This window comes from Amycolatopsis vancoresmycina, assembly GCF_000716785.1.
Classification (GTDB): Bacteria; Actinomycetota; Actinomycetes; order Mycobacteriales; family Pseudonocardiaceae; genus Amycolatopsis; species Amycolatopsis vancoresmycina.
In genome coordinates this window covers 348746-365225 of the sequence record NZ_JNYY01000002.1, presented here as the reverse complement: position 1 = coordinate 365225, position 16480 = coordinate 348746, and the positions used below count along the sequence as shown (strand labels likewise).

Genomic DNA, 16480 nt, shown 5'->3' with positions numbered 1-16480 from the left:
GGGGCGCCCCTGCGGGTGGGGATGATTCGCTTGGCGGCGAATGGTCCGGAAGTAGCGTTCTACCTGGGGTAGTTGTCGGCCGGCCGGGGATTGCGGGACCGCGGGTGGGTGTCGGAGCGGGCTCGCGCCCCGAACCGGCACTCCACCATGGCGCCGCGGGTCTAACCGCCCCCGAGCCGCCACGCCACCTCGGAGCGGTACGCGCCCTCGAGCCGGCACCCACCATCGCAGCGGGCCGGCGCCCTCGGGTCCATACGCCCCCGAGGCGGCACCCACCTCGGAGCGGGCGCACCCCAACGTCGCAGCCGACCCTCGTGAGCGGCAGGCACCCGCTCACCGAGCCGTGGCCAGCCGACCCCCGGCCAAGCAGGAGCCGACCGAGCCTCAGGGGCGAGCCGCCGCGCGGGCTGCCGCTGGGTCCGAGGTCGCCAGCGCTGCCTCCGCCAGGGCTTCGCACTCCGCCAGGCTTGCCGTCGCCAGGCTCGCACCCACCGTGCGGATCGCCGGGGCGTTCATCGACAGGCTCGTCAGGCCCAAGCCCGTCAGGACCAGCGCCAGTCGCGGGTCCGCGGCCGCTTCGCCGCAGACGCCGGCCGGTTTGCCCGTGGCCTTGGCCGCGTCGCCGATCAGCTTCAGCAGGCGCAGGAGGCCCGGCTGCCACGGGTCGTTGAGCTTGGCCACCGCGCCGAGCTGGCGGTCGGCCGCGAACGTGTACTGGGCCAGGTCGTTCGTGCCGACCGAGACGAAGTCCACCGCGTCGAGGATCTCGCGGGCGCTCAGCGCCGCCGCCGGGATCTCGATCATCACGCCCGCCCGGCTGATGCCCGCCGCGCGGACGCGGCCGGCGAACCAGGCCGCCTCTTCGACCGTCGCGACCATCGGGGCCATCACCGAGACCTCGGCGCCCGAATCCGCCGCCGCGCCCGCGATGGCCTCGAGCTGGCGGTCCAGGACCTCGGGGCGGTCGAACGCCACGCGCAGCCCGCGGACGCCGAGGGCCGGGTTCGGCTCGGCGTCCGGCGACAGGAAGGCCAGCGGCTTGTCGGCGCCCGCGTCCAGGGTCCGCACGATCACCGGCTTGCCCGGGAACGGCGCGAGCACCGCCGTGTACGCGGCGCGCTGGTCGGCCACCGACGGCTCGTCCGAGGCGTCCAGGTAGCAGAACTCGGTGCGGAACAGGCCGACGCCCTCGGCGCCCGCGTCCGCCGCGGCCCGCGCGTCGGCCGGGGAGCCGACGTTGCCGTAGACCTTCACGCGGTGGCCGTCGGCCGTCGCGCCGGTGCCGTTCCACTCCGCCAGCTGGGCCACCGTCGCCGTGACGACCGGGGCCGACGGGTCCGCGACCTCGACCGTGCCGGTGTCGCCGTCGACCGCAAGCGCTTGCGCGTCCAGGTTCAGCAGGCCGCGGACCGCGACGACGGCCGGGATGCCGAGTGCGCGCGCCAGGATCGCCGTGTGGCTCGTCGGGCCGCCCTCCTCGGTGACCAGGGCGAGCACCTTCGCCGGGTCGAGGCCCGCGGTGTCGGCCGGGGCGAGGTCACGCGCGACCAGGACGCTCGGCGACGCCAGCTCGGGCACCCCCGGCGGCGCGATGCCGAGCAGCTCGGCGATCAGCCGGTCGCGCACGTCACGGACGTCACGGACGCGCTCCGCCATGTACCCGCCGGCCGCGGCCAGCGCTTCGGCGAAGCCCTCCGCGGCCTGGTACACCGCACGCGCCGCAGGGAGCCCCTGCGTCTTGACCAGCGTCTCGGCCTGGGACGCGAGCGCCGGGTCGGCGGCCATCGCGGCCGTCGTGAACAAAATGGTCGCCGCTTCGCCGGTCGCGCTTTCGGCCTGCTTCTCCAGCCGGCCGGCGACGGTCGCGGCCGCGGGGGCGATCCGGGCGGCTTCGGCGGCCGGATCGGCCGGGGCCGGGGTGGCTGCGGGCTCGCCGAGCGGCTCCGCGACACGGACGACGGGACCACTCGCACGGCCGGGGCTGACGGCGACCCCGGACAGAAGCTCAGACGACATGGTCTAGACCATAGCTCAGATAGGTCTCGATATCTCGTGGTGGCGGGCACAAACCGCGTTCACGCACCTGTTCGAGCACCGGCCGGACCTCCTCGTGCCACCAGGCGTCGGCCAGTTCTTCGCGGCTGCGCACCGGCCGTCCGGCCAGCATACGGCGGAATCCCCAGGCTTCGGCCGAGTCGGCGAGCCGGAACCAGTCGGCCGGGTCGTCGAGCCACAGCCCGAGCCGGACGTCGTCCGGCAGCGGCACGCGCTCGAGGAACATCCGCTCGGCGGTCTTCGACGGCAGGTCGGCCAGCGTCAGGCAGCGCAGCGCGCAGGCGACCGTGCTGATCCAGCGCACCCGGGCGCGGATCGTCCGGGCCCCGCGGGCGCGGGCGATCGCGACGCGGTGGTGGCCGTCCTCGACGAAGAACATGTCGGAGAGCCGGACCAGCCGCACCGGCGGCAGGTCCGCCGACGTCCGCGTCAGGTGCTCCCAGCGGTCCCGCAGCGCCCGGTTGCGCGGCCGGAACTCGCGGTCGAAGTCCCCGGCACGGGCGACGGTGCCGACCACGCCCTCCAGCGGCACCTCGTAGACGCCTTCGTCGACCTCGGTCTGCTTGCCGAGCGCCTTGAGGGTCTCGTCGAGCGGCATGATCGCGAGGTGGTCCGGCCGGCGCGCCTCCGCGATCGCCCGCAGCTGCGCGACGTGGCCGCGCCACCAGGCCGAGCCGAACGAATCGCCCATGTGAGCTGCAACACGGGCGGCCGGATGATCATTCCCCCAGGTCGGCGGCGGTGGGGTAGGACGGCTGGGCGCCGGCCCGCGTGACGCTGAACGCCGCGACCCGCACCGCTCGCTTCGCCGCCGACACGAGATCGGCGCCGTCGGCGAGCGACGCGGCGAGCGCGCCCGCGAAGGCGTCCCCCGCCCCGGTGGTGTCGACGGCCGCGACCTCCGGCGACTCGACCCGGCGCAGCGAACCTGCTTCGACGACGACGGCCCCGGCCGCGCCGAGCGTGACGACGGCCGCCCGCGGCCCGAGGTCGAGCAGCTTCCGGAAGTCGGCGCCGGGCCCGGTCAGCCACGCGGCCTCGTGCTCGTTGACGAGCAGGACGTCGAGTCTGGCCAGCGTCTCCGGCGAGAGCTTCGCCGCCGGCGAAAGGTTGAGAAGCACCTTCACGCCCTTCTCGGCGGCGCGCGCGACAGCGTGCTCGACGGTCGGCAGCGGCACCTCCAGCGAGACGACCATGATTTCGACCCCGTCGAAGACGGCGTCGACGTCGGCGGGCTCCAGGCTGGAGTTGGCGCCGGGGGAGACGAGGATCGAGTTCTCGCCGTCCGGCGTGACGGTGATGTAGGCGATGCCGGTCGGCCGGTCGCTGGTCCGCACGAGGCCGGTGTCGACCCCGGCGGCCCGCAGCGAGTCGAGCAGCAGCCGGCCGTATGGGTCGTCGCCGACGGCGCCGAGCAGCGCGACGTCCGCACCGAGCCGCCCCGCGGCGACCGCGGTGTTGGCGCCCTTGCCGCCTGGCGAGAGCACGGTGTCCCCGCCCAGCACGGTCTCCCCGCCACCCGGCCGCCGGTCCACCGCGACGACGAGGTCGGCGTTGGCGGATCCCACAACGAGCACGTCAGAGTTCATGCCCCGCACTGTGCCACGAAGCCGGTCCGCTCCAGGTCAGCACGGGCAAGGAAGGGAAAGTGAAGGTTTTTGTAACTTATCCGGGGCTGAGTGCGACAATCATGCGAGCAGCGGAAGCCCGTCACTCGATCGGGGGATGACCGTCCCCCGGCCGTCACTACGTGGCCCGGTCCCGCTCTCCTGGTGCGTCATCACGCGAGCCGTGGTGACGTTGCCCCAACCGGCGCCAGCCGGGCAGGGCATCGGGTCGCCGGCGCCGATCACGTAGCCCCCCGAGTGATCGGCGTCGGCGGCGCCCCGCCCCCGATGGTCAACGCGACTTCGCGGGGCAGCAGCGCCGGCGCGCGCGTCGCAAACCTCCGCATCGCGGCAGAGCTCAACCTCCGCGGCAGGCGGTACCAGCCAGCACCCCGGGCGAAGTGCTCCGCGTCGCCGTGGCGCAGCGGGAAGTCGAGGTCGACCGGGCGGAATTCGAGGTTCCCGTCCGCGAGCAGCCGCAGTTCGGCGACTTCGCGCCAGCCGAGCTCGAGTTTCCGGGTGTACGTCGTCCACCGGAAGCCCAGGTTGGACAGCCGCAGATCGGCTCGGAGCTGGCGCTTGTGGCTGTTGAACTCGAAGGCGTGAACGACGCCGAGGAGCACGACGACCGCGCCCAGCACGATCCGGCAGCCGGTGGGCAGGAAGCCGGCCGGCCCGAACTCGGCGGCCACGTACGCCCCGATACCGAGCACGGCCATGACGAAGTCGAAGAGCAACACCTTCCGGCGGTCCCAGCCGTTGACGTGGATGCTCACGTGGTCCAGCTCGGGCACGCTCGCCCGGTGGGGACCCGGCGCCACCGGGGTGACCGGCCGTTCGGCGATTCCGGCGTACTTCCCGGAGATCTCGCGTACGCGTCCGGCTTCGGCGGCCGACAGCGTGATCCCGGGTACGAGGAACCCGCCTCCGGCCACCGGGGTGAGCCCTCGGTGGTGCTCCGCGAACCGGGCATCGACCGGCTCGAGAACGACCCGGAAGGAGTGCGCCCGGCCGGGCTCGGCCGGAACGGCGACGGCCGTCAATTCCCCCCAGCGCACCGCCCAGACGACTCCACCGACGACGCGCGAGATCCCCGAGGCGTCGAGAACGAGTTCGTCGACGACCGGTTCGGGCAGCGAGCGGGCGACCAGGATCAACCCCAGCAGCACGAAACCGCCCCCGAACACACAGCCGGCCACCCGTGGACTCTGCTGGGACGCCGACAGGCCCAGCCAGACAATCCCGGCGCCGACGGCGAGGAGCACTCCCGCCAGGATCCAGTGGCGTCCGGCGGTCCGCGACACGACAAAACGGTCGCTGTCCGGCGAGATCACTCGAGCGACCCCGAGATTCGCTGCGCCCCTCTGTTGTCGAAGAGGGGCGCCGCGTCCGTCTCCGGCGGCTCGTCATCGTCGCCGTCCGCTGCTTCGGCCAAGTGCTTCAGAACCTCTTTGCCCGCCTCCTTCAAGGTCGCGTGCTTCAGCTCAGCACCGAACTTCTCGCTGAGCTCACGCCGGGCGTCGTTCGCGAACTCCCGGCCGGCGTCCCGGAGGTTCTCGCCGATGGAGTGCTCCGAGGAAACGACCTGGCCCCACGTCCGCCGATCCGGCCGGGCGTCACGCACCTTGTCGGCGAAGGACTTCGCATCCTTCGCCTCGAGCACGCCGCCGACACGGCGCAGCGGACCGGGCAGCCTTTCGGCGCCCCTCCGCAGGACATCCCGCACCCGGTTGAAGACTTCGCCGATGCGGTGGAAAAGAGCCTGTGCCCGCCGGAACGCCCGCACCAGCTTCTGGATCCACTGCATGCACCTGCTGCCGGTCTTCACCGCCTCCGCGGTGCCTTCGGTGGCCATGCCGGCGGGCAACGCGGGTCCGGGGTAGCGGCAGGCGATGCTGATCAGCTTGCCGACGCACTCGGAGATCAGGTCGCGGACGATCGAGCGCACGACACTCAAGATCGTCTTGCAGATCTCGACCAGTTTCGAAATCGCGTTGGCGCCGGTCGCGACACCCGCGTAGGTCGCCGCGCGGTCTTCGGCGAACGCGCGGTAGGCGTCCGCTGAGGCGCCTTCCCAAGCGGCGCTGTCCTTCTTGACGGTGTCCTGGAGGTCGGTGCTGATCTTCTCCAGTTCCTTGCCGACGTTCTCCCAGGTCCCGACCATGTTCTCCAGGGCGACCTGGTCACCGGTCAGCCAGTCGAGCGGCTCCCGCAGCCACGGGAAGAACTCCATCGCCCAGCCGACGGCCGCCGAGGCGAGGGTGCCGATCGGATCCGCGACGAGGCCCGCGATACCGGTCGCACCGAACCCGGCGTTCACCAGGCCCTCGGTCCAGTTGCCGTCGGCGACGGCGGCACCCGCGTCCCAGAAGTCCTGGAGGAGGCCGGCGCCTTCGAGCGTGCTGCGGTCGTCCGCCGCATCCGTCTTGAGCAACGGGTTGTCGGCCACGCCTCAGTCCTCCACCTTGAACAGGTCCTCGAATTCCGCCTCGTCGGCTTCCTTCAGCTGTTGCCAGAGCTGGATCCGGGTCGAGTGGTCGTACGACGACGTCGACGCCGATTCGATGGCGATCTCCGCCACCTGCTGGGCGATCGCGCAGATCGCCGCGAGCGGGATGCCGAGCAGGCCGAACGCTTCGGGGTGCTCGGTCGCGCGGGCGGCTTCCTTGCACTTGTCGATCCGGTCGGTGATGGCTTCGATGTGCTCGCGGTGCTTCTGCAGCTCCTGCGGGTCGACCGCGAAGCCCGGGCCACTGGGTGCGGCCATGGTTCCCTCCCTCGCCCGCGCTTCAGCGCAGGTAGTCCCCGTCGCCGAAGTAGTCGTCGTCGTGGCCGTCGTCGGACGACGGGCGCGGTGCCCGCGGCGGTTTCGGCACCGCGGGCAGCTGCCGTTCCTCTTCCGGCACGAACCGGTCACCGTCGTCGCGCGGCGGCGGGGCGAACCCTTCGGGCTCGGGCGGCGGGAACGCCTGCTCCAGCCGGCTGACCAGCTGGTTCATCACCTCGGGCCCGACCGGGTCGGTGACCCCGGCCCGCACCGCCCCGGCGAGCTTGCTCTGGGCGGACTTGACGGTGCGGAGGATCTCCCCGGCGAGGTCCGGTTTGTCACGCACGCTCGGGCCGATCTCCAGGCCGACGAGGTTGCCGGCGTGATCGACCCGCACGCCGATCTGGCCGTCCTTGCTGCGCTCGGAAACCGAGACCGCTTCGATCTCGCTGACCATCCGATCAGCTTTCCGCTGGGACTCCGCCATCCGGGCTTCGAAGTCCGCGATCAGCTGCTCAGGGTTCGACACGCGAACCTCCCCGTTCACGTCAGTAGCCGTACGGCGACCGAGTGTGGCACACCGGTCCGACAGGTTCGGCGGAGTTCCGGTTTTCCCACGTCAGGGAGTTCGCGTTGCGGCAGGATCCGTCGTACCGACCACCTAGACTGTTCGGATGAGCCACCCCACGCGGAGGGGTCGCGCGCGTGCGGCTACCGAACAGGACATCCGGCGGACCGCCCGGAAACTGCTCGTCGAGCAGGGGCCGGAGGCGGTCACGCTGCGGGCCATCGCGCGGGAGCTGGGGATCACCGCGCCCGCGCTGTACCGGTACTACGAGTCGCGGGACGACCTCGTCGAGAACCTGCGGCTGGACGTCTGCGCCGACCTGGCGGACGAGCTCGCCGAGGAGATCGCCGAGCTGCCGGACGACGGTGTGCTGCAGCTGTTCGCCATCTGCAAGGGCTTCCGGCGGTGGGCGCTCACCCACACGAAGGAATTCACGCTCGTTTTCGCGTCGCCGACCGGTGGGGTCGGGTCGACGGCCGGGAGTGCGCTGAGCCGGGTCGACGAGCCGTTCGGGCGGATCTTCCTGGCCGCCGCCGGGCGGGTGCTCGCGCGGCACGACATCGTGCTGCCGTCGGCCAGTGGCGTTCCGGACGAGCTGCGCGACGACCTGCAGACCTTCCAGGAGTCGCTGGTCGCCGTGCTCGCCGAGTCCGACCAGGGCGTTCCGGTCGAGAAGATCGACCTCGGCGTGACGTACCTGATGATCCAGTTCTGGGCCCGGCTCTACGGGCACGTCACGCTCGAGGTCTTCGGCAACTACCCGATCCCGATGTCGAAGCCGGACGTCCTGTTCGAGTCCATGCTCATCGACCTCGCCCGGGAGATCGGGCTCTACTCCGGTTAGGCCGCGTGGCCGCCGTCCACCGACAGCACCGCCGCCGTCACGTACTCGGCGCCGGGTGAAGCCAGGTAGGACACCGCCGCGGCCACTTCGGACGGCGTCCCGTAGCGGTCGAACGCCGTCAGCGCACGCTGGTCGGCCGCGTACGGCCCGTCGGCCGGGTTCATGTCCGTGTCCGTCGGGCCCGGGTGGACCAGGTTGACCGTGATGCCGCGCCCGCCCAGCTCGCGCGCCAGCGCCTTGGTCAGGCCGACCATCGCCGCCTTGCTCGTCGCGTACAGCGCCATGCCCGGGCCGGGCACGCGGTCCGTGACGCAGCTGCCGATCGTGATCACGCGGCCGCCGTCGCTCAGGACGCCGGCCGCGGCCTGCGTCGTCGCGAACACGCCGCGGACGTTCACCGCCAGCACCCGGTCGACGTCTTCCAGCGCGGTCTCGGCGAACGCGCCGACGAACCCGACGCCCGCGTTGTTGACCAGGACGTCGAGCCGGCCGAATTCCGCCACCACAGCCGAAACGGCGGCCGACACCGCGGCCGCGTCCGCCGAATCCGCCTGGATCGCCAGCGCGCGACGGCCGAGGTGCTTGATCTGCTCGACCACCTCGGCCGCCTGCGCGCCGTTGTGCTGGTACGTCAGCGCGACGTCCGCGCCGTCCTCGGCGAGCCGCCGTGCCGTGGCCGCGCCGATGCCCCGGCTGCCGCCCGTCACCAGCGCCACCTTGCCGTCGAGGGTCATCCCCGGTTCTCCTTCGATCGAGCGAAATTCGTTGACTGCTCAATCAAATCGGGAACGACCGGCGACCACCGGCGGCTTTCCGACAGCGCGTTAGAGGACGATGTTGACCAGCCGCCCCGGCACCACGATGACCTTCCGCGGCGAGCCGTCGCCGACCATCGCCGCGACCTTCTCGTCCGCCAGCGCCGCCGCCTGCACCTCGTCCTGCGAAGCGGACGCCGGGACCGTCACCCGGGACCGGACCTTGCCGTTGACCTGGATCGGGTACTCGACCGAGTCCTCCACCAGGTACTTCTCGTCCACCACCGGGAACGGGCCCTGCACCAGCGAGTCCGCGTGGCCCAGCCGGTGCCACAGCTCCTCGGCCAGGTGCGGGGCCAGCGGCGCCAGCATCAGCACCAGCGGCTCGGCCAGCTCGCGCGGCGTCGACGCGGCCCCGCCGTACACCTTGGTGACGTGGTTGTTCAGCTCGATCAGCTTCGCGCCGGCCGTGTTGAACCGCATCTCCGCGTAGTCCTCGCGGACGCCGGCGATGGTCCGGTGGAGGACCTTCCGGTCCGCCTCGGAAGCGGCCTCGGCGGACACCCGCAGCTCGCCGGTCTCCTCGTCGACGACCAGGCGCCACAGCCGCTGCAGGAACCGGTGCGCGCCCACGACGTCCTTGGTCGCCCACGGGCGTGACATGGCCAGCGGGCCCATCGCCATCTCGTAGAACCGGAACGTGTCGGCGCCGTAGTTCTCGGCCATCTCGTCCGGCGTGACGACGTTCTTCAGGCTCTTGCCCATCTTGCCGTACTCCTGGGTGACCTCTTCGCCCTCGAAGAAGTACTTCCCGTCGCGCTCCTCGACCTGCTCGGCCGGGACGTAGACACCGCGCGAGTCGGTGTACGCGTACGCCTCGATGTAACCCTGGTTGAACAGCTTCCGGTACGGCTCCTTGGACGTCACGTGGCCCAGGTCGAACAGCACCTTGTGCCAGAACCGCGAGTACAGCAGGTGCAGCACCGCGTGCTCGACGCCGCCGACGTACAGGTCGACGCCGCCGGTGTCGTCCGCGCCGTACTCGCCGGGCCGCGGGCCCATCCAGTACTGCTCGTTCTCCGGCGCGCAGAACGTCTCGCTGTTCGTCGGGTCCAGGTAGCGCAGCTGGTACCAGCAGGAACCCGCCCAGTTCGGCATGGTGTTGATGTCGCGGCGGTACTTCTTGACGCCGTCGCCCAGGTCCAGCTCGACCTCGACCCAGTCGGTCGCGCGCGCCAGCGGCGACGACGGCATCGAGTCGCGGTCCTCCGGGTCGAACGTCACCGGCGAGTAGTCGGCGACCTCGGGCAGCTCGATCGGCAGCATCGACTCGGGGACGGCGTGGACTTCACCGGCCTCGTCGTAGACCACCGGGAACGGCTCGCCCCAGTAGCGCTGGCGCGAGAACAGCCAGTCACGCAGCTTGTACTGGACGGTCCCGGTGCCGGCGCCCTTCTCGGCCAGCCAGTCGATGATCGTCTTCTTGGCCTCGGCGACGTCCATGCCGTCCAGGAAGCCCGAGTTGATCGCCGGGCCGTCGCCGGTGAACGCCTTGCCGTCGAAGCCTTCCGACGGCTGCACGGTCCGGATGATGTCCAGGCCGAACTTCTCGGCGAACTCCCAGTCGCGGACGTCCTGGCCGGGGACGGCCATGATCGCGCCGGTGCCGTAGCCCATCAGCACGTAGTCGGCGACGAAGATCGGGATCTGCTTGCCGTTGACCGGGTTCGTCGCGTACGCGCCGGTGAAGACGCCGGTCTTCTCCTTGTTCTCCTGCCGGTCCAGCTCGGACTTCCGCGACGCGGCGACGCGGTACTCCGCGATGGCCTCGGCGGGCGTCGCGGCGCCACCGGTCCAGCGCTCGTCGACGCCCTCGGGCCAGGCCGACGCGACCAGCTTGTCGACCAGGGGGTGTTCCGGCGCCAGCACCATGTACGTGGCGCCGAACAGGGTGTCCGGCCGGGTCGTGAAGACCTCGATCGCGTCTTCGCCGGCCTTGAAGGTGACGCGGGCGCCGTGCGAGCGGCCGATCCAGTTCCGCTGCATGGACTTGACCTTCTCCGGCCAGTCCAGCAGGTCCAGGTCGTCGACCAGCCGGTCGGCGTACGCGGTGATCCGCATCATCCACTGCCGCAGGTTGCGGCGGAAGACCGGGAAGTTGCCGCGCTCGCTGCGGCCGTCGGCGGTGACCTCTTCGTTCGACAGCACCGTGCCCAGGCCCGGGCACCAGTTGACCGGCGCTTCGGAGATGTACACCAGCCGGTGGTCGTCGATCACCTTCTTCCGCTCGGACGCGCTCAGCGACGCCCAGTCACGGCCGTCCGGCGTCGGGCGCGAGCCGTCCGCGAACGCGGCCTCCAGCTCGGCGATCGGCCGCGCCTTGCCCGCTTCGGTGTCGTACCAGCTGTTGAAGATCTGCAGGAAGATCCACTGCGTCCAGCGGTAGTACTCGGGGTCGATGGTGGAGATGCGACGGCGTTCGTCGTGGCCCAGGCCCAGGCGCCGGATCTGGCGCAGGTAGGTCCGGATGTTCTCCTCGGTCGTCTTGCGCGGGTGCTGCCCGGTCTGGACCGCGTACTGCTCGGCGGGCAGGCCGAACGCGTCGAAGCCCATCGTGTGCAGCACGTTGCGCCCGATCATCCGGTGGTACCGGGCGAAGACGTCGGTGCTGATGAAGCCCAGCGGGTGCCCGACGTGCAGGCCGGAGCCCGACGGGTACGGGAACATGTCCTGGACGAACAGCTTGTCGCTGGGCACCGGCTGCCCCTCGACGGCGAGCGGCCCGACGGGGTTCGGCGCGTGGAAGGTGCCCTGGTCGGCCCAGTGGTCCTGCCAGCGCTGCTCGATCTGACCCGCCAGCGCGGCCGTGTAGCGGTGCGCCGGGACGTCGGTCCCTGTCGCCTCAGTCATGCCGTCTTCCTTCGTCGCGAGCTACTCCAGAAACAACTCGACCCCTCAGCCACCAGGGCATGAGGGGTCGCCGCGCCGGCCGGGCCGGGCCCGGTCAGCGCGGCAGGCTAAGGAGCAGCCGAGCCGTGTTCATGTGCACATCGTAACTTGCTGGTCAAAGCCGTTCGGAGGGGACCGCCAGTGCGACGAACTGCGTAACCTGGGTCGGCGAGAAGTTGTTGTCGCTGACCAAGATCAAGCTGCGCTCGCCGTGCGGCAGCTTCGGGCCCCACGTCATGCCCTCCAAATTGTCCACAGTGGACAGCCCGAGGTCGGCCGCGTCGAAGAGGAACCGCTTCTTCACCGGCTTGACGTGCTTGGCATCGGCCAGCGACGGCACGTTCAGGACGTTCGTCGCGCCCTTCGTGTCGATCTCGTAGACGCGGACCTTGTTGCCGACGCCGGTGACGAACGCGCGCTCCATCATGAGGAACTTCGTCGGGTCGGCCTGATCGACGGCCAGCATGGAGGAGACACCGGTGGTGGCGAACGCACCGTCGGGCACCGGTGACGCGAAAATCGGCTCCTGCGGGTAGGCGAACTGCGCCAGGACCGGGCCGAACCGCGACTGGAGGGTGATCCGCGACAGCGCGCCTGACGTCGTCGTCGGCATCGGACCGTCTTGCAAGAGCGGCCCTTCGACCTCGCTGGCCAGCAGCGAGCCGAAGCCGGTGAACGTGATGCCCTCGAGAACGAGGTTCTGCCGCGGACCGGCCGTCGGCGTCATCTTCTCGTTGGCGGGGATCGGCAGGTCGCGGACGTATTTTCCGTCGCGGCGGGCCTCGCGGACCGACGGGTCGATCAACGTCGTCGCGGTCCGCTCGCCCTCCTGCGACCAGTAGTAGCTGCCGGTCCACGGGTCGACGCGCAGCTCTTCGGGGTCGATCGTCTGCTCGTTCTGCGGCTGCGACGGGTCGTTCTTCGCGAGCGGCGGGTACGGCGTGCCGTCCGGGCGCAGGAACGGCTTCGTGCCGGTGAAGGTGACGTCGCCGACGCCGTGGGCGGTGACCGGGAACTGCGCGGTGTAGAAGCGGGCCGGGTTGATCGCCGACCGGTCGTCGCAGATCAGCGCGTAGCCGCCGGTCCGCGGGTCGTAGTCGATGCTGGACAGGCCACCGACCGTGGTGTCCTGGAACTGCAGGTTGAGGGGGACGATCTTTTCGCCGAGCAGCCGGATCGGCCGTTGGTGACTCTCGGTGGCGCTCGCCGGCGCGGCAGCGAGGATTCCCCCGATCAGGGCAGCGGTCAGGACGGTGGGCAGTACACGCGGTGACATGGCCTGTAGCACAGTCGATCAGGGTATCCGGCAGGTTGCCGGGACGTCACGCTTATCCTTGACCCCGTGTTCGCTATCGCGCTGGTTCCGGTCGTGCTGGGTCTGCTCGTCGGTTTTGGTGGGTTCCTCGGGTTCCGCGAGCGCTTGACGCGCGAAGGCGGCACCGGGGTGCGCACGGAAGCGGCGTTGCGCAGCGAAGAAGCGTTCAAGCTGGCAAACCGCGTTGCGGGCCTGCCGACCATGGCCGGGGGCGCGATCGCCGTGCTCGCCGGGCTGGCCGGGCTGGCCATGCCGACGACCGGGCTGCTGGTTTCGGCCGCGCTCGCGGGCGTGCTCGCGATGCTCGTGCTGGTGATGGGCGGCGGCGTGCTCGGCAACCGGGCCGCGCTGACCGTGCCCGCCCCGGCTCCGGCGGCGCCGGCCGGGTGCAGCGGCTGCGCGTGCGGCGCCGGCGGCTGCGGCGTCTTCAAGAAGGAAGAGGCCTAATTCCGCTGGAGGTCGCCCGGATGGGTGGCCAGCAGCGCGAGCGGGATGCCCTGGCGGCGTAGTACCTGGCTCCACAGGTCGCCGTCCGGCGAGGCCAGGATGTCGCTCGGCAGCGCGGGCACGATGACCCAGTCGTCGCGCTCGATCTCGCCGGCCAGCTGCCCGGAGTCCCAGCCCGCGTAGCCGGCGAAGACCCGCACGCCGCGGACCTTCGGCACCAGCGCTTCGGGATCGGTGTCCAGGTCGACCAGCGCGACCGGCCCGCGGACCGCGATCACGCCCGGCACGCTCGCCGCCGTCTCGCCGGTGCGCAGCGCGGCCAGGCACAACGCCGTCTTCTTTTCGACCGGGCCGCCGACGAACACGGCCTGCGGCTCGGCGACGTGCCCGCCCCAGTTGGGCAGCACGTCGTGCACGGCGACGTCGCTCGGCCGGTTCAGGACCACGCCGAGCGTGCCCTCTTCGCGGTGATCGATGACGAACACCACGGTCCGGCGGAAGTTGGGGTCGACCATGGTGGGGGCGGCGACCAGGAGCGTTCCCGGCTCAACCTCGGCGTCCGCTGGCACGGACCCATGATCTCACCTCTGGCCCGGCGAATTACTTCGGCTCGGGAACAATCGCCCCACGAGCCCCGTTTGAAACATGTGGCCGGCGCACTCCGTGTCCCCCGGGCTCACTGAAGAACCGCCTTTGTGGAATACCGTCCGGCTGGAGCCACACTGCGCATAGCCGCCGAGAGGCGACCTCAGTGCGTCGGCCACCTCCTACTAGGTGGCTTCGCCACCTTCGCGCACTCGCACTGAGGGCGTTCGACCAGGGGGCAAGCCCCCTGGAACCCCCGGAGTGCGTCGGCCACCCCTTACTCTGGCTTCGTGACGATCAGCTCCGAGTCGACGACAGCGCGAAGAGGCCCCCGGGAGCTGCTCAAAGACCCGGACTTCCGCCGTCTCCTCTTCACGCGCTTCGCCGCCAGCTGGGGCGACGGCGTCTTCCGCGCCGGGCTCGCCGGAGCTGTCCTGTTCAACCCCGAACGCGCGGCCGACCCGCTGGCCATCGCGGGCGGGTTCGCCGCCCTCCTCCTGCCGTACTCGGTCGTCGGGCCGTTCGCCGGTGCGCTGCTGGACCGCTGGGACCGCCGCCGCGTCCTCGTCTTCGCGAACCTCCTGCGCGGACTCGCGATCCTCTGCGCGGCGGCCGCCGTCGGCTTCGGGTTCGGCGGTTTCGGCCTGTTTTCGCTGGCCCTGGCCGCGGAAGGCATCTCGCGTTTCATCGGATCCGGGCTCTCGGCCTCGCTCCCGCACGTCGTCGAAGAGGAAAGCGTCGTGACCGCGAACGCCTTCGCCACGACGCTGGGCTCGGTCGTCGCCGTCATCGGCGGTGGTTGCGCGATCGGGTTGCGGGCACTGTTCGGCAGCAACGACGTCGGATCGGCCGAGACCACGGCGTTCGCGGTGCTCGGCACCCTCGTCTCCGCGTTCATCGCGCGCGGCTTCGCTCGCGGCGTGCTCGGGCCGACGGTGGTCGACGAGCCGCCGAACCCCGTGCTGGCCGTCGCGCGCGGCCTGGCGGACGGTGCCCGGCACGCGTGGCACGCGCCCAGCGTCACCGCCGGGTTCATCGCGCTCTTCGCGCACCGGGCGTCGTTCGGGGTGTCGCTGCTGGTCACCGTCCTGCTGATGCGCAACTACTTCACCGACCACGGCGTCTTCCGCGCCGGCCTGCCCGGGCTCGGGCAGATGGCGGTGCTCGCCGGAGCCGGGCTACTGCTGGCCGGGCTGCTGACCGCGCGGATCATCCGCCGGTTCGGGCGGCTGCGCGCGGTGCTCGGGTCGCTGCTGCTGGCGGCGATCGCGCAGTCCGCGTTCGGCCTGCCGATGGTGCTGCCGCTCGCGCTGCTCGCGTCGTTCGTGATCACCGGCGCGGGCCAGGTGCTGAAGCTCTGCGTCGATTCGTCGATCCAGCTCGACGTCGCCGACGAAGCCCGCGGCCGGGTGTTCGCGCTGTACGACACGCTGTTCAACATCACGCAGGTGGCGGCGGTTTCGCTGGGCGCGCTCGTCGTGCCGGACGACGGCCGTTCGCCGGGCCTGCTCGTGGCCGCGACGGTCTGCTACCTGGTCGGCGGGGCCGGGTACGTGCTGGCCCGCCGACGTGCGATTCGCTGAGGCAAACACTCGAACCGGTCACGGGGACTGCTCCATTGGCATTAGGGTGACCGCAAGTCATTAGTAGGTTCGAGGGACACCGGGGGCACCTGTGACCACCGCGGGCGACGACCGTGCACGGCTCGAAGCACGGAATGCCGCGATGAAGGACCAGATGGACACCCTCCTGGAGAACTTCGAGCGGCAGACGGCGCAGCTGCGCGACGCCCAGGCCGCGGCGGCCGAGACCACCGCCCAGGTGAGTTCCCCCGACGGCCTGGTCCGCGCCACCATCGACGCCGGCGGCAGCCTCGCCAAGCTCGAATTCGCGCCCCACACCTTCGAGCGCACGACGCCGGCGCAGCTCGCGAACACCGTCCAGACGCTGGTGCGCCAGGGATCGCTGCAGGTCAAGCAGAAGATCGCGGACCTGATGGCGCCGATCACCGAGGGCCTGCCGGACCTCGCCGACCTGGTCGAGGGCGCGCCGTCGCTGGCCGGCCTGGTGCCGCCGATCCCGGCGTTCGACGACGTCGTCGAGGAAGCCCCGCGGCACGAGTCCTTCGAGGACGGCGGTTCGATCCTGCGCAACGAGCAGGCGCCGCCGGTCCCCGCGCCCAAGCCCGCACCCAAGCGCGTCCGCCCGCCGCGTGACGAGGACGAGGAGCCGCCGTCGTCCTGGATGACGAGGGGCGACTGATGCCGGACGGCGGTGCCGGCTTCACGGCGGAGCCGGACGCGGTGCTGCGCGCGTCGAACGGCCTGATGACGGCGGCCGACGCCCTCGACAACGCGGCGAAGGCGCTGTCGTCGGCGCTGGCCGCGCAGGGCGAGTGCTGGGGCGGCGACGACTCCGGCAAGGAGTTCGCCAAGGACTACGTGCCGGGCGCGCAGGGCGCCGTCGAGGGGTTCACGAACCTCGTGCAGGGGCTGCGGGGGATGCAGCAGAACGTCGCCAAGTCGATGAAGGCCCTCTCGGGCGCCGACGAAGACGTGACGTCCCAGCTGGGCAAGGGGCATTGACGC

16 protein-coding genes are annotated in these 16480 nt (G+C 71.3%); 5 read left to right on the top strand and 11 right to left on the bottom strand.

The window, feature by feature from the left end; genetic code table 11:
- Positions 1-384 precede the first annotated feature (384 nt).
- The 7 genes from ptsP to OO60_RS07230 all read right to left on the bottom strand — a co-directional run bounded on the left by ptsP (position 385) and on the right by OO60_RS07230 (position 6958).
- Positions 385-2016 (bottom strand): phosphoenolpyruvate--protein phosphotransferase, encoded by a 1632-nt coding sequence (gene ptsP / locus OO60_RS07260; RefSeq protein WP_003087383.1) that lies wholly within the window; start codon positions 2014-2016, stop codon positions 385-387.
- Positions 2006-2746 (bottom strand): hypothetical protein, encoded by a 741-nt coding sequence (locus OO60_RS07255; RefSeq protein WP_003087384.1) that lies wholly within the window; start codon positions 2744-2746, stop codon positions 2006-2008. The genes ptsP and OO60_RS07255 overlap by 11 nt, the downstream gene beginning before the upstream one ends.
- Before the next feature lie 28 nt (positions 2747-2774).
- Positions 2775-3644: a ribokinase gene (locus OO60_RS07250; RefSeq protein ID WP_033261044.1), complete on the bottom strand. Its 870-nt coding sequence runs from the start codon at positions 3642-3644 to the stop codon at positions 2775-2777.
- 260 nt (positions 3645-3904) lie between these two features.
- Positions 3905-4966 (bottom strand): hypothetical protein, encoded by a 1062-nt coding sequence (locus tag OO60_RS07245; RefSeq protein ID WP_155848916.1) that lies wholly within the window; start codon positions 4964-4966, stop codon positions 3905-3907.
- A gap of 26 nt (positions 4967-4992) precedes the next feature.
- Positions 4993-6111 (bottom strand): WXG100 family type VII secretion target, encoded by a 1119-nt coding sequence (locus tag OO60_RS07240; RefSeq protein ID WP_003087387.1) that lies wholly within the window; start codon positions 6109-6111, stop codon positions 4993-4995.
- 3 nt (positions 6112-6114) lie between these two features.
- Positions 6115-6429, bottom strand: coding sequence for a hypothetical protein (locus OO60_RS07235; protein ID WP_003087388.1), 315 nt, complete (start codon positions 6427-6429; stop codon positions 6115-6117).
- Positions 6430-6451: 22 nt separating this feature from the next.
- The gene (locus tag OO60_RS07230; RefSeq protein ID WP_003087389.1) at positions 6452-6958 is read right to left on the bottom strand and encodes a YbaB/EbfC family nucleoid-associated protein; all 507 of its coding nucleotides are present in this window, start codon (positions 6956-6958) and stop codon (positions 6452-6454) included.
- Between the two features lie 145 nt (positions 6959-7103).
- Between OO60_RS07230 and OO60_RS07225 the strand changes: the two genes are divergently transcribed.
- Positions 7104-7841: a TetR/AcrR family transcriptional regulator gene (locus OO60_RS07225; RefSeq protein ID WP_003087390.1), complete on the top strand. Its 738-nt coding sequence runs from the start codon at positions 7104-7106 to the stop codon at positions 7839-7841.
- Here OO60_RS07225 and OO60_RS07220 read toward each other — a convergent pair.
- The 3 genes from OO60_RS07220 to OO60_RS07210 all read right to left on the bottom strand — a co-directional run bounded on the left by OO60_RS07220 (position 7838) and on the right by OO60_RS07210 (position 12821).
- Positions 7838-8575, bottom strand: a complete 738-nt coding sequence (locus tag OO60_RS07220; protein WP_003087391.1) for an SDR family oxidoreductase — start codon at positions 8573-8575, stop codon at positions 7838-7840. The two genes, OO60_RS07225 and OO60_RS07220, sit on opposite strands and share 4 nt — an antisense overlap.
- A gap of 90 nt (positions 8576-8665) precedes the next feature.
- On the bottom strand, positions 8666-11506 hold the full coding sequence (leuS, locus tag OO60_RS07215; RefSeq protein ID WP_003087394.1) for a leucine--tRNA ligase: 2841 nt from the start codon (positions 11504-11506) through the stop codon (positions 8666-8668).
- 154 nt (positions 11507-11660) lie between these two features.
- Complete coding sequence (locus OO60_RS07210) at positions 11661-12821, bottom strand: esterase-like activity of phytase family protein (protein ID WP_003087396.1); 1161 nt, start codon at positions 12819-12821, stop codon at positions 11661-11663.
- A gap of 66 nt (positions 12822-12887) precedes the next feature.
- Between OO60_RS07210 and OO60_RS07205 the strand changes: the two genes are divergently transcribed.
- The gene (locus OO60_RS07205) at positions 12888-13307 is read left to right on the top strand and encodes an SdpI family protein (protein ID WP_003087398.1); all 420 of its coding nucleotides are present in this window, start codon (positions 12888-12890) and stop codon (positions 13305-13307) included.
- Here OO60_RS07205 and OO60_RS07200 read toward each other — a convergent pair.
- A complete protein-coding gene (locus OO60_RS07200; RefSeq protein ID WP_003087401.1) occupies positions 13304-13876 on the bottom strand; it encodes a YqgE/AlgH family protein in 573 nt (190 codons plus the stop codon). The genes OO60_RS07205 and OO60_RS07200 overlap by 4 nt on opposite strands.
- A gap of 306 nt (positions 13877-14182) precedes the next feature.
- Between OO60_RS07200 and OO60_RS07195 the strand changes: the two genes are divergently transcribed.
- The 3 genes from OO60_RS07195 to OO60_RS07185 all read left to right on the top strand — a co-directional run bounded on the left by OO60_RS07195 (position 14183) and on the right by OO60_RS07185 (position 16477).
- Positions 14183-15475 carry an MFS transporter gene (locus OO60_RS07195; RefSeq protein WP_003087403.1) on the top strand — a complete coding sequence of 431 codons (1293 nt, stop codon included), beginning with the start codon at positions 14183-14185 and terminating at the stop codon, positions 15473-15475.
- Between the two features lie 142 nt (positions 15476-15617).
- Positions 15618-16154 (top strand): YbaB/EbfC family nucleoid-associated protein, encoded by a 537-nt coding sequence (locus OO60_RS07190; protein ID WP_081655870.1) that lies wholly within the window; start codon positions 15618-15620, stop codon positions 16152-16154.
- Positions 16154-16477: a hypothetical protein gene (locus OO60_RS07185; protein ID WP_003087406.1), complete on the top strand. Its 324-nt coding sequence runs from the start codon at positions 16154-16156 to the stop codon at positions 16475-16477. Before OO60_RS07190 ends, OO60_RS07185 begins: the two co-directional genes overlap by 1 nt.
- Positions 16478-16480 lie beyond the last annotated feature (3 nt).

Bases quoted from the DNA above. Each gene is read 5' to 3' on its own strand.
- OO60_RS07255 (WP_003087384.1), bottom strand. From the start codon at position 2,746: ATGGGCGATTCGTTCGGCTCGGCCTGGTGGCGCGGCCACGTCGCGCAG.
- OO60_RS07190 (WP_081655870.1), top strand. From the start codon at position 15,618: ATGAAGGACCAGATGGACACCCTCCTGGAGAACTTCGAGCGGCAGACG.
- OO60_RS07225 (WP_003087390.1), top strand. From the start codon at position 7,104: ATGAGCCACCCCACGCGGAGGGGTCGCGCGCGTGCGGCTACCGAACAG.
- ptsP (WP_003087383.1), bottom strand. From the start codon at position 2,016: ATGTCGTCTGAGCTTCTGTCCGGGGTCGCCGTCAGCCCCGGCCGTGCG.
- OO60_RS07220 (WP_003087391.1), bottom strand. From the start codon at position 8,575: ATGACCCTCGACGGCAAGGTGGCGCTGGTGACGGGCGGCAGCCGGGGC.
- OO60_RS07235 (WP_003087388.1), bottom strand. From the start codon at position 6,429: ATGGCCGCACCCAGTGGCCCGGGCTTCGCGGTCGACCCGCAGGAGCTG.
- OO60_RS07210 (WP_003087396.1), bottom strand. From the start codon at position 12,821: ATGTCACCGCGTGTACTGCCCACCGTCCTGACCGCTGCCCTGATCGGG.
- OO60_RS07250 (WP_033261044.1), bottom strand. From the start codon at position 3,644: ATGAACTCTGACGTGCTCGTTGTGGGATCCGCCAACGCCGACCTCGTC.
- OO60_RS07185 (WP_003087406.1), top strand. From the start codon at position 16,154: ATGCCGGACGGCGGTGCCGGCTTCACGGCGGAGCCGGACGCGGTGCTG.
- leuS (WP_003087394.1), bottom strand. From the start codon at position 11,506: ATGACTGAGGCGACAGGGACCGACGTCCCGGCGCACCGCTACACGGCC.